This window comes from Mesorhizobium sp. M0317 (assembly GCF_040321555.1).
Taxonomy (GTDB): Bacteria; Pseudomonadota; Alphaproteobacteria; order Rhizobiales; family Rhizobiaceae; genus Mesorhizobium.
In genome coordinates, this window is the sequence record NZ_JAMYRV010000073.1 from 1 (window position 1) to 17,002 (window position 17,002).

The window sequence follows — 17,002 nt, forward strand, 5'->3', positions numbered from 1 at the left end:
CGGTCCCTCGATGGTATTCTTCACATGGGCCGGCTTCGACGAAATGGACGAAGCCACTGGTGATGGCTCCGCCGAACTACTCGACGACGGCTCCATCGAGATCACATTCGCCTATCACAATGGCGATGAGGCCATCCTCAAAGCCAAACGGGACACTTCTTCAACAGCCTGCTAGATCGACGAGCACGAGGTGCACCACCTCGGCATGCTGCTCGAAAACGTCATGGGCGGCAACGTGCAGAGGCGCGTCACCACCGCGCAAGGCGTTGTCGACCGGCGTCACCGCCGGGAACACGGGCTCCCCGAAAACACCAGCCGTTGTGGAACGTCGCAGTCTCAACTAACGTGACGGAGGCTTTTGATCGCAGGTGTCCGGGCATGAGCTCGGCGGTGCCCATGCTGACACCTCGTGTCGGGTTTGTCGTGTCCGCGTCACAGGCCTCGTTTAGCCGATCGTTTATTTTGCGTCCGGCTAAATAGCTGACAACATTCCTTGTTCGGTCCGATCTGCCAATTTGGCATGGGTTTTGAAACCCTTCGGTGTGAGGCCGCAGAGCTGCCCCATTGCCGTCATCGAGAATGGAACAAAAATGGCATTTCATATTAATCTGGAAACAAAACGTTTATTCATGCGCCCAATACGTCCTTGGGACGCCGATGCCATGCATCGGCTGCACTGTGATCCACTAGTAGTCGAATCGACGATGGGGGGAATTCCGCCAACGCGGGAAATGTCTGATGCGTGGCTGTCCCTCTATCTTCATGAGTGGGAAACCTACGGGTATGGATTCTGGATGATCTATAAAAGAGAGAACAGTGGCGACTTGCGCTTCGCGGGGCGGACCGGGCTGCGCCGCTTCGATGACAACGCCATTGAAGTCGGATGCTATTTGTTCGGAGCCCAGTGCGGTCAGGGGATTGGGCCGGAAAGCGCTAAGCCAGTGATCGAATTCGCCTTCGCAACCCAACCTATCAATCGGTTGGTCTCGCTCATACGCCCGACGAATATACGATCTCTCAGAGCCAGAACCCGACAGGGCTTTACCTGCATTGGGCCGGTTGTCGTTGATGGAACGAACTATCAGTTCTTGGAATTGCGCCGTCCGCCTCGGTGATGCTCAGCAAACTGGTACGCATCGGGCTCAAAAAGTTGTCCCGGATTAGACCGCCGGGCCAAATGTCGTCCTGGTCTCCCAAAGATGCTTGAGAGGAGGCATCAGGCTTACCCAACGCGGTCGTTTGCTGCGCGATCGATCAATAGCTGTGCGGGCCAACAGGTCAGGATTGCGGAGCGACCCGAGAACGGCTGCGTTTTGCCACCCTGTGCTGTTTTCAAAAACCTCGTTGCAGTGATTGATCGGTAGGAGCCGCCTTACGGCGGTGCCCACCGGGTCACCGGAGGCGGTCACCCGCCCCCGGTTCCCACAGAACATGGCGTGCGGAGCTACCGCACCACGCTCTTCGGCAGTTGGTTCACAGCACCGCGAGTGCCTGCAGTTCCCTATGCGGGAGCCGCAGTTTGGGTCGCAGTAGCGGGTTCCGTTCTTTGATTTGGTTGAAAGTGCCTCAACCTGGGGCGACCGCCATCACGGCTGCGGCTGCATAGCATTCTGCGCCAGCAACGCTCCACGACCTGGCACACCTTTATCAGCGACCGGAGATTTCCCGGGACGCCGTAATAGGCATAGTGGCCGCGCAGGACGCGGTTTATTTCCGCTACCTGATCACTGAATTTATAATGCCGTATTCGCCGCATAAGCTCCCGCAGAGACAGAAGGCTGCGCTTTAGCCGAGATTTCTCGGTGCGCATCCCAACCTTGAAGTTGCCTTTTCGGTTGCGCGTGCACTACAGCGTCAGGCCCAGAAAGTAGATGCGGCCGCGAGAGGATGCGCACCACGACTTCATCGAGGTGGTGGCCGGCGACGGCGCCGGACTGCTGGCGCGATTTGCCGAGTTCAAGAGGAAGGCGCAGGCCCGGACCGGGCAGTGCTTTCCGATCATCGTGATCCAGGAGGCCGGGCTCGATGGCTTCTGGATCCATCGCGTGTGGGAAGCCGAAGGGATCGAAAGTCACCTCGTCGATCCGGCCTCGATTGCGACTTCGCGCCGGCGCCGCCGCGCAAAGACCGACAAGATCGACGGTGAGGCGCTGGTCCGGGCGATGCTGGCCTACGCGAGGCGAGTCACGGGTGTGTGCGATGCTCCGGGTGCCGGCGCCCGAGGAGGAGGGACCGTCGCCGCATCACGCGTGAGCGCAAGGCCTTGACGAACGAGCGCGTGCGCCACGTCAACCGCGTCAAAGGCCTGCTGTTCGCCCAGGGCGTATCCGGTTATGAGCCGCTGCGCCGCGACCGGGGGCAAGCGACTGGAGGCGATTAAGCCCGGCGACGGCCGACCCTTGCCGGCACATCTGCAGGCGCAGGTCGGCCGGAAACTCGACAGGCTCGAACTGCTACTGGAGCAGATCAAGGCTGTCGAGGCCGCGCGCGATGCCATGCTTGCTGACGTGCGGGTCGTCTCGCCGGCACCGGCGATGCTGCTCGACCTCAAGGGCATCGGGCCGGAGTTTGCCGCCGTCTTATGGTCGGAGGGGCTGCCACGTCACTTCGACAACCGACGACAGGTTGCCGGCTATGCGGGCCTCGCGCCGACACCGTGGCAGAGCGGCTCCGTCGATCAGGACCAGGGGCTTCATTACGGCTCGCAAGGCGGATTCAAGCGGTCGTCGCAACACCTGAACGAAGGAGGTTGCGATGGGCATTCGAAAGCGACGATCACACCGTACCGAGCGAGCGCCGTTGGCGTCACCGGGACGGCCGCCAGTAGCGGGGCGATCTGAACTCCAGCGATTCTGATTGGGGATCGCGCAGGGGATGACCAGCGAGGATGCTGCATTTGCGGCTGGTATTGGCGCAGCCTGTCGGAACCAGATTGTTCGGACAGGCAGGCGGCATGGCCAAGCCGCGGTCCCGGCGGCACCTCTGGTTTGCGGAACGTGAGGAGATCGCATTTCTCAGGGTACAGGGCCTCCGGCAAGACAATGCTCTTACCTTGACTGCGTACGCGGGCCCTGGGGACCCGTAATACACGTCCTGTTCGCAAGCAGGCCGTCAGCTCGCAGCGCAGCACTCCGCGGCCTGAACGAAGAGGGCCTGATAGATGGCGTCGTGGCTGATGGCCTGATAGACTTGCTTCGTGGCTGATGCGCATTGTCTTGTCGTCCGGGAAGTCGATCAGCAAGCGTCGGGCAATCTGCTCCGGGCTCCAGGCCCTGGCCCATCGCCGGTCCTTTCGCGGGCCATGCCCGCGGCCCTTCCACGGAACGGTGGGACCATGAACGGGAGCGCCGCTCGGGGCCACGGCAAACCCAGCAAGTCTCTCCTCCACATAAGTGCGCAAGGTTGCATTGAACGCAAGCTTGGTCGGCTTGGGCCGACGGGCTTGATCGATCCGCATGCCACTGGTCAGTCGTCGCCCGATACTCCAACCCGCCGCTGCGGATGGCCGCGTTCCGCCGCAGTTCACGGGAGATTGTCGAGGCGGCCCGACCGAGCCGGCGCCCAATCTCCTGCATGGAATGCCGCTAGCTACACCACGCCGCGGGACACCATCCATGTGGCCGGCTCTCCCGTCCTCAAAGTACTATCAGTCAGTCTGACTTCCACCCGATCATCCGACCCTCCTCACCTCCTCGGCTTGTCAGGTCCTGCAAGCTTGCGCTTGAACCGGATGGATCTCCCTTGTTCCCGTTGATTCCTTTGGTTGCATGCTGGCGGTACGAACCCCGGGAGCACCTCGGACCACTCGCACTGGCGCGGTCCACGATTCCGCCTTCCCCTTTGAGAGACAGGGTCGGCCACTCCGATCACGTTCGATTTCGGGGCTATATTCCCGTTCAACCCGGCCTACAACCTCCCTGTCTAACTTCGCAACGCCTGTTCCCGGACGTCACGCAAGACTCGGTTCGCGGCTGCTCGCTAGGCTTTGCCGCGGCCGTTACCTCAGACGGCAGACTTCAAGCAAGGCGCAACCCTCGCAGAACCGGGCATATCGTGTGTGTTGCTGAGTGCAACTGGGGCCTACCGACGAGGGCGTTGTCACGTTGCTTGAAATACGGCCGCGAGAGGATGCGCACCACGACTTCATCGAGGTGCCAGACATCGCCTTTCGTCGGCGCCTTGCGGCGTATGCGGCGCGCATAATGAGGACGTCTCCGAAGCCATGATCCACGTCGCCGTAGGCGGTCTTCTGATGCGCGGAATCAGCCATTGAAACCCATTCCCAAACGGACTCTAAGGAGAGGGGTGCACTGTGAAGGCATCGTCCCGATGCCGCGGAGCGCGTTTTCAGCAATGTTGTTATCGGGCGTGTGCAGGCATGGCGATCTGCGGAGACCCCGCTGTCGCGGCATCGATTGCGTGCTGCTGCTGCTGCTGCTACTCCCGACAGTGTCTCATCAGGGTCTGCGCCATCCCGCTTCAGCAAGCCAGCCACCGGTCCGACCCGCCCTTGAGCGCGACCCGCAGCCCGTCCATCTTGATAATCGCGGCGGCATACTGGGCAAGCGCGAGCGCCATTGATTCGCACGCCGAGGGTCGGATCGCGGGCGTTTGCATGATTTATGTTCTTTCCTTTGTTCTCCCGAGCATGTCTATCCGCAAACCTCCTCGTGTCCCAAGCTGAACAAGAATGTCGGGAGCCCGACCAAAGGGTCGCCTCGGCCGGCCGCGGGTACCGGACAAGTGGTGCAACGCAAGGGCGCGCTAATCCGGCACGCAGCTTGCTTCGATTGATTTTGTCACTGCGGATGTCCGCAGTACCTCACGAAGCTCAGCGTGATTGACCAGCCTCTCAACTTCAACCCGTATAAGCTCGCGGCGGTGCTTTATGGACCAGAGGACGAATGGGTGCCCCAGTTGCTTGAATTCGCGACCAATCTCATTGGCGCTGGTGCGCAGGTCGGCGGCATCTGCAACAGAATCTCAAGGCGCCTGAGACGGGACCGTCCCACATGCTGGTAATCGCCCTTATGACTGCCCGTGCGATCTCAATCCAGTTGCCTCCCGGCAGCGGCGGAAGCGACTGCAGGCTTGATCTGGCCGGTCTCGCCGAGGCGTCGTGTGCCGTCGCGTGTGCCGTCTCCGAAGAAGTTGTGCTTATCATTGTTACAAATTTTCGAAGCAGGAGGCGCTGGCGCCTGCCTGGGAGCCGAATTCGCGCTGGCCCTGCTCGCAGGGCTGCCGGTCCTGGCAGCGGCACCCGAGAAGCGGCTCGAGTTCTGGCCTGAGTTCACCGGGGTCGCGGCACCATGCTGCCATGCACGCTCCAAGCCGTTGACGGGTAGTGGGCGGAGATATTGCGCGCGAGCCGCACGTGCGCGCCGACGCATCGGGTCCGGATTGAAATGATCCAGCGACTGGTCGAATCTACGTCTGAAGGGTTTGACGCAATGTCGAATAACGATAATGGTCGAGATTCCCTCCCACCTCCGATGGTGCTGATCGCTGCGGCAGACGACAGCTTTCGCTCTTTTCTGGAATATACCATTAAGGACAAGGGTCTTGTTGTCGCGGGAGTGAGCGATGGACAGGCGCTGACCAAGCGCCTGCAGGAGCTGACGCCGGACGTGATCCTTCTCGAATCACGACTACCCGGTGTTGAGACGCAGACGCTCTGTGCACGCCTGCGCCTGGACCGCCGAACGCGGTCAATGTCGATTATCGTGCTTGAGGCCGAAGGTGACGAAGCAGGTCAGCAAGAGATCCTCGAGTCCGGTGCCGACCAGTATGTTAACAGACCATTCTCGCCCGAGACACTGACGACAAGTATTGGCGCTATCTGGCACGACTCGAATCGGGCTCCTGCCCACGGCTCACGAGAACTGCTAACCTTTCTCGATCTCGAACTGGATGTGACTAGGTATCGCGTATGGCGAAACGGCCGCACGATCCATCTCCCCCCAACCGAGTTCCGCCTGCTGCACCATCTCATGAAGAACCCACACAGGGTGTACTCCAGGGATGAATTGCAGAATGCAGCTTGGCCGCGCGCTGTTCACGTTGGTGCTCGCACCATCGATGTTCACATCGGTCGCTTGCGCGCGGCCCTCAATAAGGCCGGCGGACGAGATCTCATCCGGACCGTCAGGTGCGTCGGCTATGCGCTTTCTGGGTAGGCGCGTCCAGCTATTTTGACAATGGGCACCAAGCTGAAACGGTCCTGTCGCGGATCTAGATTTGAATGCGAAGCGGTTTGCAGCGCGCTGACGATAGGGCGAGGATTTCAAATTGCTCGGCAATGGACCGACTTAAGTGTAGGTTATTTCGCCTGTCGTTTGCACCATTTCATGCCGCAGTTGATCCATGCTGGGCTTCGAGGCAGAGGTGTCGGCGGCCGGCAATTATGCTGTCAGGTGTTCGCGGATGGCTCCCTGGCCGTTGTTGCCCTGACAGCTTCCACTTTGGCACTCAGATGCCGAGACCGGGAGCCATCCAATCCTCTGCTGGGTTGCTTCTTCAAGCCCTCCTACACGGTGCGCTCGGAGCGGCAGCTGATGGAGCAGCTCAACCCCAACGTTCTGTTCCGCTGGTTTGTCGGCCTTTTTCGGCCGACGATCCGGTGTGGGATGCGATCGTGCTCTGCAGGAACCGGGACCGGATCCTCGATTGCGATATCGCGGCCAAGTTCTTCGCCGGGGTGGGTTGATCACCCGCAGGTCAGGGGGCTGCTTTCCAACGAGGATTTCTGGTCGACGACGGCACGCCGATCTAGGCCCGGGCGCGGATGAAGAGCATGATACCGAAGGATGTTCCACTGCACAGGATAAGCGCGGTGGGCGCAATGCCGAGCGACTTCCACGGCGAGAGGCGGCGGAACCACACCCATACCGTATACGAAGTCAGCACTTGATCGGACAGTTCGTGTCAAAAAGTGGTCGGTCTGGCTGTTCGATTGGATCAGGCGGCGATCATTTTCTCCTTCGCCAAAGGCACCGCGTAATGGAAGGTCGGTATTCGATCTTTACAAAAGCTTAGCGTAAACTTTGCTTGCTTCATTGCCCTGTCAGCTAATACTTCGTGCGAAGGTGCTCTCAAAGGCGCCATCGTAGCAAGTGGCGCAATTCAAACTTGCTTGATCAGCCTTGCCTGAACTCTGGCTAGGCTGCCTGCTCGGGTCCTGCAGGTGCATAGCCCGAGATCGCAGTAGCTGAATGTGAGGAACCATGAGTGAACAGCCAAATGTGTCGCTAAATCGATTTCGCAATATTGCGTTTGTGATTGACCAGACGCGCTCGCACTTCGACCACGCTTATGAACTGGGAGTAATGGGTATCTACGGCAGATCCCTGCAAGGACGCCACGTCCTCCTGCGCGAGAAGGATGGCGCGCAGTCGCGGATCGTCGATTTCGTGCGTTGCTCTTATCTTGGCCTCGACAACCATCCGGATATTGTCAGCGGGGCGATCTCAGCCATCTCGGATTACGGGGCGTTGCACTGGTCTACAGCGCGCACAAGGCTCAACTATGGTCTGCTGCAAGAGCTGGAGAACCAGCTGTCGCACCTGTTCCGCGCTCGCGTGATTTGTTTTTCAAACGTCATGGTGACCAATATGGGTGCTTTGCCGATCATTGCGTCAGGTCATTTGACCGAAGGAAAGAAGCCTGTCGTGGTCTTTGATCGGGAGTGTCACGCGTCGCTTCAGTACCACAAAGCCGCAATCGCCGACGAAACACGCGTGGTTACTATTAGGCACAATGATGTCGATGCGCTCGAAGACATCTGCAAGCATGAAGCTTGCGTCGCTTATGTCGCGGATGGTGTCTACTCGATGGGCGGTGAGGCTCCGATCAATGCGTTGCGCGACCTACAGGAACGATACGGCCTATTCCTCTACATTGACGACGCGCATGGGATCTCGCTCTTTGGGGCCAACGGTGAAGGCTTCGCTCGCGCTCAGTTTCCCGACGATCTTGGCGACCGGACCATCATTGCCGCGTCTCTCGCAAAGGGATTTGGCGCCTCCGGCGGCATCGTGATGTTGGGGACCGCCCATCAAGAAAATCTATTTCGGCGTTTTGCTCAATCCTACGTATTCACAGCAGCGCCGAATCTGGCGGCTGTCGGCGCGGGCCTTGCCTCTGCAAGCCTCCACGCAAGCAAGGAACTCTCGATGCGGCAGAAGGCTTTAACAGAGCGCATTCGCTTCTTCGACACGAAGGTAGCAACTCCTCAGCAAGGCAACAGCCTGCCCATCCGCATGGTGCCGGTTGGCGACGAACTGAGCACAATCTCACAGACAAAGTGGCTGCTTGATCAGGGCTTCTACACATCAGCAACATTCTTCCCGACCGTAGCTCGTGGAGCTGCCTCGCTTCGAATATGCCTGACTGCAAGCCACTCCCTCGAAGAGATTGAAAATATTTGCAGACTACTTGAAGTGGCAAGCGATCGCACCAAACAAGCCGTCGCTTGACGGTCATTGGAGCGTTCTAATGTGTGTGTGGCTGGTCCCCGCGTCGAGCCTGTGGCGCACGGTCGAGACCCAAGTCCGGAAGATAGGATGAACTCATGAAGGAACCTGTTCAGCAATCGGAAGGGTCGGCGACCGCGGTGGGCGGGCTCTCGGAGGGCCTATTCGAGCGAGCCGTCCATTTCCTCCCGGGGGGTGTCAGCAGGGCAACGATCGAACGGGATCCCATTCCGCGCTACATGGAATACGGCGCCGGTGCCTATCTCGTTGATGTCGACGGACGTAGGTTTCTTGATCTCAACGGGAACTTCACAACACTCATTCATGGACATGCCTTTCCCGCTGTAGTCGACGCTGTCACCGAGCAGCTGAAGAGCGGTAGTTGCTTTGCCAACCCGACTAGATTTGAGATCAAGCTTGCCGAGTTACTTTGTGACCGCATACCGTACGTTGAAAGAGTCCGCTTCGTTAACACGGGCACGGAAGCGGTCATGTTCGCGATCAAGGCGGCACGGGCTTACACTGGACGCAGCTGTATTGCCAAGATTGAAGGGGCCTATCACGGCTCGTATGACTGGGCCGAGGTAAGCCAGGGTGCCGCTCCGGACAGTTGGGGCCCAACAGACCGCCCCCATCCTACACCCGGCTATTCCGGCACTCCGCACAGCGTTCTCGAAGAGACATTGGTCTTGCGTTTCAATGCACCTGATCTGGCAAGACGCTTGATTGCCGAAAGAGCAAAGGAATTGGCCGCCGTGATCGTGGACCCCATGCCAGGTCGCCCCGGCTTGGCCCCTCCTGATCCGGAGTTTGTGCGCGCACTTCACGAGAGCTGCCGTGAATATGGCATCGTACTCATAGCGGATGAAGTGCTCAATCTCCGCCAAGGCTACCACGGTGCCTCCGCCCGCTTTGGACTGGAACCAGACCTTATCACTATGGGCAAAATCATTGGTGGGGGGCTGCCCATCGGCGCGATTGGTGGTCGGCGCGACATCATGACAGTGTTCGATGGCGGCTCCGGAAAGGCTGCCCTGCCGCAGTCCGGTACTTTCTCCGCCAATCCCATATCCATGGTTGCAGGCTTCGCCTCCATGCAGGCCCTCGACAAGGCCTCTTTCGACCATCTTGACCGCCTTGGCGAAAGCGTACGCTCAGGTTTTCGCAGAGTGATTGCCGAGCACGGCGCGCCTTTCAGCGTCTCTGGCGCGGCGTCCTTGTTTAGGATCCACCCAAGCGCAACAGAGCCGGCAGAGTTTCGAGATGCCTTTCTGACATCCGGTAAAGCTACCTTAATGCGTGAGCTAAGTCGGCACTACGCAGCGAATGGCGTGCTTCTACCGAGTGGCACAGCCGCCTGCTTATCGACGCCAATGCAGGAGAGCCAGTGCGAGACGGTGGTCCAGCTATTCGCCGAGTTTCTCCACAAATACGCAGGACAGCTAGATAAGCTCAGGGGTAGCTGATGTCGGGCTCAGTTGCGCAGGCGATAGCGCGAGCGCTCAGGCGTCACGGTGTGGAAGTTGTTTTTGGGCAGAGTCTTCCCTCTGCTGTTATACTTGCTTGCGAGGATGTGGGTATCCGCCAGCTGTCGTACCGTCAGGAAAACATGGGTGGTGCCATGGCTGACGGGTATGCGCGGGTTTCGGGGAAGACCTCTATTGTGGCAGCGCAAAATGGTCCCGCAGCAGCATTGCTTGTAGCCCCGCTTTCGGAAGCGCTGAAGGCAAGTGTCGCGATCGTCGCTATCGTGCAAGATGTCGAGAGGCAGCAGGTCGATCGAAATGCGTTCCAAGAATTGGATCATCTCCAGCTGTTTTCGGGGTGTTCGAAGTGGGTCCGGCGCCTGCTCACGGCCGATCGCGCCGAGGACTATGTAGACATGGCCTTTGTGGCCGCAGGCAGCGGACGGCCTGGTCCTGCAGTGCTGCTGCTGCCCGCTGATCTTCTGCGAGAAAATGCCTTTTGCCCCTTGGTCGAACGCACATCAGGGCTCGGTCGTTGGCCGCTGGATAACCTGCGGCCTTCGGATGATGCCATCACAGATGCAGCTCAGCTGCTTGCCGCCGCACGGAGCCCCGTCGTGGTCGCTGGAGGAGGAGCAACGTCTGCGGCCGCCAGTGCGGCCCTGGCCCGGCTGCAGGAGAACACGCACCTCCCGGTCATCACCACCAATATGGGCAAGGGAGTCGTAGACGAAACACATACGCTATCTTGCGGCGTTCTTGGCTCGCTCAATGGTCCGCGCTCGCTGGGACATTATGCGCAGGCTTTGCTTGATGAGGCCGATGTTGTTTTGATGGTTGGGACGCGCACCAATCAGAATGGCACGGATGGCTGGCGCAACATCCCAAAGCTTGCCACTCTTGTCCAGATTGACATAGATCCACAGGAGATTGGCCGGAACTACGAAGCGCTGCGACTGACCGGAGAGGCTGCAAGCACCCTTGGTGCCTTGTGCGATTGCCTAGAGCAACTCGACCTAAGCAAGCGCCAGACGAAACGGCCCGGACTAGCTGACCGTATTGCCGGGTTCTGGCGGGCCTTCGACAAAAGTCGCGCGGCGTTGCTTTCCGGAGACGCACAGCCAATTCGCCCGGAAAGGGTAATGGCGGAATTGCAGAAGCTGCTCACCGCTGACACAATCGTGGTGGCAGATGCAAGCTACTCCTCGATGTGGGTTGTCGGCCAGCTCCGCAGCACGGCTGCAAGGCAGAGGTTCATCAGCCCACGTGGCTTGGCCGGGATTGGTTGGGGACTGCCGTTGGCCATCGGCGCAAAGATCGCCAGGCCAGACTCAAATGTCGTGGCTGTGGTTGGCGATGGCGGTTTCGCCCACAGCTGGGCGGAACTCGAGACACTTGTGCGCAGTCGGCTCGCTGTGACAGTCGTGGTTCTGAACAACGGCGTCCTGGCCTTTCAGAAGCACGCCGAGCAGGTGAAATTTGGTGCCTATACCTCGGCGTGCCATTTTGCACCGGTCGATCACGCGATGATCGCTGCCGCCTGTGGATGCAAGTCACTGAGAGTGGACCTACCCGCAGATATTCACGGCGCGTTGTCGAATGCAATGGCGAGCGATGATCCATGGCTGATCGAGATCATGTCCGATCCCGACTCCCATCCAGCGCTTTCGCTCTTCGGCAGCGCGCTTAAGGATTCTCGGCAGATGATGCCGCTGCCGGCATGACCGCAGACCGTTCAGAACTAACCGGGAGACACAAGATATGTCAGAGCACAAATCGTCGCGCTATAATTCGGAGGCGGTAATCATCATCGATGCAACTCAGCAAAGAAAAGGTGTAGATCTGGCAACAGCTGGAATCCCAAGAGTTTCTCTACGAAAGCTAGTTCGTTTAGAGTATGTCCTCGCCATGCAACGCGGAGCCCTTGTGTTCCGATAGAAAATGCTGTCCGCCGGGATGGTCAAGGAATTACCACCTTTGATCATCGCCGGTTCCTATGTTGCTCTCGCACAGAAAGCTGCCGGAGAAAGCTGTGGACAGACGCCGCGATCGCATCGGATTCTTGCTCCTGCATAGGCGTTGAGAGGCACGCCGCCGCCGGCGGCAACAGAATCCCGCTATGAGCAAGATGATGCGTCAGGGTAAGCAGCATAGCCACCTGATTTTCACCCAGATAACTCTCGCTGCATTTGAGAGGCTCTTCGGTCGAGCGGGTGGGGTGGGCCCGGCCCGGCTGGGCATCGGGTCAATAAGCACGGCCGCAAGCCGTTGCGCGTTCTTGCGGATCCGACGCCGAACCTCGTCAGGCTGATTGAATCGGAGCACAAGCGTTTCTGACAAAACGTTTTGCGGCATTCCCCTGTAAACGGGGGCAGCGCGAAGACTTTCATCCGACCCTCAGGCTGCAGGCGATCCTCCCTGACTCACTTCCGCCCAGTCTTAGGCGCGGCGAAAGGAACCTTCCAACTTGGCAATGGAGCTGCGCCCCGTGTAGGCGCGTGCTGCCTTGATGGCGAACATCACTGCCTCAGTACCGGAACTGACAAAGCGGACCCATCTCGACGCCGGCACCCGATCGCAAAGCAACTCCACAAGCTTGGCTTTGCATCTCGTGGGGACTGGCAAAACAAGTGCCACTTTTCAGCTGTTCGGACACAGCTTCGACCACAGGATGGAAGGCGTGGCCATGGATCAGCGCTGTGAAATTATTGTTGAGGTTCGATGAGCTTGTTTCCATCGACATCAAAGACATACGCGCCAAGCTCCCTTTTCATGTAGCAAGCAATCGGGTCACGCTCAATGGTGGCCCGGCTTACTCCGCCAGGCAGAACTTTTGCGGCACGTTCGAATGCGGCACTAGAGCCACTACCGACAGAGTTCGCTCCAAGCGAGGAGTGACGGCGGTCGTTCAGGTTTTGTCTTACCTTTTAGTTTTATCTTTGGCCCGCAGTGGATACGGGAGCTATGTGTCGTTTCCGACAAAGAGTGGAGGTCGCCGTGATAACCAAGGAATTGCTTCCTCCAGATCACGAGCGACGCGGACGAGGGTGGCCTCGTCGCCGAAGCGGCCGACAATCTGAACCCCAATGGGAAGACCCTCCGCGTTCGGGAACAGTGGCAGCGAGACCGACGGTTGCCCGGTGACGTTGAAGACGCCGAGGTACTGGTAGAGTGCAGCATCGGCGTCCATGAGTTGGTCAGCCGCCAGGTGCTCGTTGGTGGTGGAGTAAGTACCATGCAAAAGCGGTGCGCACGGCATCGTCGGTGTCACGAGAATATCGAAGTCTTTTGTGGCCTCTCCGACGTCCGCACGAATCTTGCGCGCTGCTTCGAATATTTTTGGTGCACAGGAGAGCGGTAGGCTTTTACCGATTCGATAAAGCTCAAGATTGACAGGCTCAATCGTCTGATCGTTGATCTCGCGTCCCAGGGCGTGAGCGGTTGCATCGAGCGATGCGAACGCCATGTGGAACATGCCTCCGACGACTTTGCGATAGTCGGCAGAGGCATATGGCGGGCGGATTTCCTCTACGACATGCCCCATTTCCTCCAGATACATGGCCGTTGTCTTGACGGCAGCTACGATTTCCGGTTCGACCTTTGCGTCTCCCCACGGCGATGTAGCCACGCCTAGGCGTAATTGACCGGCCGGTTCTTCCGCATACGGGCGTTGCGGCGGGGTGATTTCGAATGGATCCCCCGGATGGGGCCCGGACAGAACATCCAAGGCGGTCGCCATATCGCGGACGCTGCGGCAAAGCACGAAATTGCGGATTTTTCCACAGCCGGCGTCCTGCCTATTAGGGGCTCCGGAGATGCGACCGCGCGAAGGGTTCAAGCCCACAAGGCCGCAGTTCGCAGCAGGAATTCGGATAGATCCGCCGCCGTCGCCACCACTGGCGATTGGAACAATACCAGCGGCCACAGCTGCCGCCGAGCCGGAAGAAGAGCCGCCCGCCGTTCGCTCCAGGTTCCACGGATTTCGTGTGATTCCGCAAGCCAAAGATTCGCTTAACCCCGTTGTACCGAACCCAGGGAGGGTCGTGCGGCCTAGAATACGCAGGCCTCCAACCTTCGCACGCTCTATGAATACGCTCTCCACCGAGGCGCGCGATCCCGAGTGGAGTCGACTTCCATGTTCCAGAAGCCGGCCGGCCTCGCTCGGACCGCTGTCTTTGCGCAAGAAAGGTACCCCGCAAAACGGCCCCGTGTCCGAACCTGGCACGGACTCGGCGTCCTCATAGAAATCGACCACGGCATTGATCGCCGGGTTGACGCGGTCGTGCGCCTCGCGCGCGAGTCGAGCGAGTTCAAGGGGCGTGACTTCGCGTCTCCGCACCAGGTCTGCAAGCCCCGTGGCGTCATAACTAGAGCATAATCTGACCTGATGGAATCGCGAGGGGATTGAACGAAGCCGCTGACGCGGCATTTGGTGGGGGGTTTGCGGTTGAGGCTTCTGTTTTGAAGGATTGCGGCTGTTGAAGCGCAATCTTGAGAACAGGAGATGAGCGATGGCCGATTTGAGCCCTCTGCGCCGGCGCATGATCGAGGACGCCGCAATCTGTCGCCGGCAACGCAGCGATCCTACATCCACGCGGTGGCGAAGTTTTCCCGGTATTTCGGCCGCTCGCCGGAGCGGCTTAGTCTGGAGGACGTCCGGGCCTTCCAGGCGCATCTGGTGTCGACCGGGATATCATGGCCGGCGTTGAACAAGACAGTATGCGCGCTGCGGTTCTTCTATGGCGTGACGCTTGGCCATGCCGAGATCCCGGAGCGGATTGCCTATGCCCGCGCGCCGCGCACGCTGCCGGTGGTTCTGAGCGCCGACGAGGTTGTCCGCTTCCTGGAGGCGGTGCCGAGCCTGAGGACGCGCACAGCCTTGACCACGGCCTACGCCGCTGGCCTTCGTGCTTCGGAGGCTGTCGGCCTAAAGGTCGACAGTATCGACAGCGAACGCAGTGTCATCCGGGTCGAGCATGGCAAGGGCGGGAAAGACCGTTATGTCATGCTGTCGGTGCAGCTTCTGCGGATTCTGCGGGTCTATTGGCGGTTGGCAAAGCCGAAGGACTGGCTGTTCCCCGGTCGCGACGCAACCGCGCCGATCGATGTGCAGGTCCTCTATTCGGCCTGCCGCTCGGCGCGTGCCGCCGCCGGCATCGACAAGCGCGTGACGGTCCATACGCTTCGGCACAGCTTCGCCACGCATTTGCTGGAGAACGGCACCGATATCCGGATCATCCAAGTTCTGCTCGGCCACAACAATCTGTCGAGCACGGCGCGGTACACGAAGGTCTCGAACGGCCTCATGCGGCGGACGGAAAGCCCGCTCGACCGGCTGCGGCTGGAGGTCGTGCCACCCGGCTGAGCTCGCCTCGCCATGTCGGCGAGACTGGAGGTGGCGGATATCTTTCGCCGCCACGCAGAGGCGTATCGGCAGGTCCATGACGGCCATCTCGGGCGCGTCGAGCGGCGGGTGATGAGCGCGATCGAGCTTTGCCGGACGGCCGAACTCGGTGGCCATGTCCAGGGATGCCGATCCTGCGGGGCGATCAGCATCGCCTACAACTCCTGCCGCAACCGGCATTGCCCGAAGTGCCAGGGACAGGCCTGTCGCGAATGGCTTGCCGCGCGACAGAACGAGCTTCTGCCGGCTGCCTACTGCCACGTCGTCTTCACGCTGCCGGCGCAGGTCGCGGCGATCGCCTTCCAGAACAAGGCAGCGCTCTACGCCATCCTGTTCAAGACTGCGGCCGAGACGCTGCGAGTGATTGCCGCCGATCCAAAACATCTCGGCGCAGAGATCGGGCACATCGCGGTGCTGCACAGCTGGGGCCAGAGCCTGCACTATCATCCCCACATCCATTGCATCGTGCCGGGCGGCGGGATCTCCCTCAATGGAAAGCGTTGGGTCGCCTGCCGGCCAGGATTCTTCCTGCCGGTGCGCGTCCTGTCGCGCCTGTTTCGCCGGCTCTTTCTGCAGGAATTGCGAGCAGCTTATGACGCCGGCAAGCTGAGCTTCTTCGGCGATCTCGCCCACCTGGCGGCGCCGGCTGCGTTTAACTGCAAGCTCGCCGAGGTTCGTCGCCTCGAATGGGTCGTCTACGCCAAGCCGCCATTCGGCGGGCCAGACCAGGTGCTGGCCTATCTCGGCCGCTATACCCACCGCTTGCAATCGCCAACTCTCGCCTTATCAGCATGGCTGACGGCAAGGTCGCGTTCCGCTGGAGGGATTATCGCCAACGCGGCAAGTCGAAGGTCATGACGCTCGATGCGCACGAGTTCATCCGACGCTTTCTGCTGCACACCCTGCCGGATGGCTTCCATCGTATCCGCCACTACGGCTTCCTCGCCAACGGCCATCGTGCCGCATAGCTCGAATTGTGTCGCAGGTTGCTGGACGCTCCGTTGCAGAAGGATGCTGCACCTGGAGACGAAGCCGCCGTCGCCAGCGCCCTCTCGACAAATCACCGCTGCCTCTGTTGCGGTGGCCAGATGGTCACACTGGGCATCTGGCGGTGCGGACAAGCGCCTCCTCGCCCCTTCTGGAACGACACGTCATGATCGCGCCCAACGCGTCCAGGTCACTGCGTACAGCATCGGCCGCAATGCGCGCCGGCATGCGGGGTTTTGACCCGCCTCATGCAGGTGGACACTGCCGGCCTGATGACGGCCAGCGTTGCGATGACGCTGAGCCCAACCAACGCCAAAACTTCCTTGCCTATACGGTTGTGACCCGCCACCATCCCATCCGGGGGGACCTTCGAGAACTCATCCGTGACGATCCCGACTGCCCCTCCAGGCTACAATCCCCATAGCGCCAGATCGCCCCGCGGCTTCGCTCAATCCGGCTTGCAATGAGGTCCGCTGCCGAGCCCGCATGCCCACGGACCTCACAGAAGCCTCCAGATTCCCATCGGCGAGAATATCTGATTCATCATGTCGGCTGGGTATGGAGGCCAGCAGGCATGGTTAGAGCCATGTCGGAGGATTTGCGTTCGCGAGTGATCGCAGCGGTTGAGAGTGGCCTGTCGCGGCGGGCTGCGGCGGATCGTTTCGGTGTTGCCG

At 59.9% G+C, this 17,002-nt stretch carries 8 protein-coding genes and 4 pseudogenes; 10 read left to right on the forward strand and 2 right to left on the reverse strand.

The window, feature by feature from the left end; genetic code table 11:
- Positions 1 to 590: 590 nt before the first annotated feature.
- Both NKI88_RS30750 and NKI88_RS30755 read left to right on the forward strand, forming a co-directional pair.
- Positions 591 to 1,115 carry a GNAT family N-acetyltransferase gene (locus tag NKI88_RS30750; protein WP_352659142.1) on the forward strand — a complete coding sequence of 175 codons (525 nt, stop codon included), beginning with the start codon at positions 591 to 593 and terminating at the stop codon, positions 1,113 to 1,115.
- A 795-nt stretch (positions 1,116 to 1,910) separates the two neighbouring features.
- A pseudogene (locus NKI88_RS30755) lies at positions 1,911 to 2,693 on the forward strand (IS110 family RNA-guided transposase); the annotation flags it as partial.
- A 260-nt stretch (positions 2,694 to 2,953) separates the two neighbouring features.
- Here the strand turns inward: NKI88_RS30755 and NKI88_RS30760 are convergent.
- Positions 2,954 to 3,581: pseudogene (locus tag NKI88_RS30760) on the reverse strand (transposase); the annotation flags it as partial.
- Positions 3,582 to 4,970: 1,389 nt separating this feature from the next.
- On the opposite strand from NKI88_RS30760, the gene NKI88_RS30765 reads away from it, so the two are divergent.
- From NKI88_RS30765 to NKI88_RS30790, 6 genes are all read left to right on the forward strand, one after another.
- On the forward strand, positions 4,971 to 5,288 hold the full coding sequence (locus NKI88_RS30765) for a DUF2478 domain-containing protein (RefSeq protein ID WP_352659154.1): 318 nt from the start codon (positions 4,971 to 4,973) through the stop codon (positions 5,286 to 5,288).
- Between the two features lie 117 nt (positions 5,289 to 5,405).
- Positions 5,406 to 6,176: a winged helix-turn-helix domain-containing protein gene (locus NKI88_RS30770; protein ID WP_352659144.1), complete on the forward strand. Its 771-nt coding sequence runs from the start codon at positions 5,406 to 5,408 to the stop codon at positions 6,174 to 6,176.
- A 171-nt stretch (positions 6,177 to 6,347) separates the two neighbouring features.
- A complete protein-coding gene (locus tag NKI88_RS31885) occupies positions 6,348 to 6,788 on the forward strand; it encodes a transposase (protein ID WP_502909509.1) in 441 nt (146 codons plus the stop codon).
- 435 nt (positions 6,789 to 7,223) lie between these two features.
- Positions 7,224 to 8,474, forward strand: a complete 1,251-nt coding sequence (locus tag NKI88_RS30780) for an aminotransferase class I/II-fold pyridoxal phosphate-dependent enzyme (protein WP_352659146.1) — start codon at positions 7,224 to 7,226, stop codon at positions 8,472 to 8,474.
- 95 nt (positions 8,475 to 8,569) lie between these two features.
- A complete protein-coding gene (locus NKI88_RS30785) occupies positions 8,570 to 9,937 on the forward strand; it encodes an aspartate aminotransferase family protein (RefSeq protein ID WP_352659148.1) in 1,368 nt (455 codons plus the stop codon).
- Positions 9,937 to 11,661: an acetolactate synthase catalytic subunit gene (locus NKI88_RS30790; protein WP_352659150.1), complete on the forward strand. Its 1,725-nt coding sequence runs from the start codon at positions 9,937 to 9,939 to the stop codon at positions 11,659 to 11,661. The genes NKI88_RS30785 and NKI88_RS30790 overlap by 1 nt, the downstream gene beginning before the upstream one ends.
- Before the next feature lie 1,238 nt (positions 11,662 to 12,899).
- Here NKI88_RS30790 and NKI88_RS30795 read toward each other — a convergent pair.
- The gene (locus NKI88_RS30795; RefSeq protein ID WP_352659152.1) at positions 12,900 to 14,276 is read right to left on the reverse strand and encodes an amidase; all 1,377 of its coding nucleotides are present in this window, start codon (positions 14,274 to 14,276) and stop codon (positions 12,900 to 12,902) included.
- A 172-nt stretch (positions 14,277 to 14,448) separates the two neighbouring features.
- Here NKI88_RS30795 and NKI88_RS30800 point away from each other — a divergent pair.
- A pseudogene (locus tag NKI88_RS30800) lies at positions 14,449 to 15,302 on the forward strand (tyrosine-type recombinase/integrase).
- 12 nt (positions 15,303 to 15,314) lie between these two features.
- Positions 15,315 to 16,498 (forward strand): annotated as a pseudogene (locus NKI88_RS30805) (IS91 family transposase).
- The last annotated feature ends 504 nt before the right edge of the window (positions 16,499 to 17,002 follow it).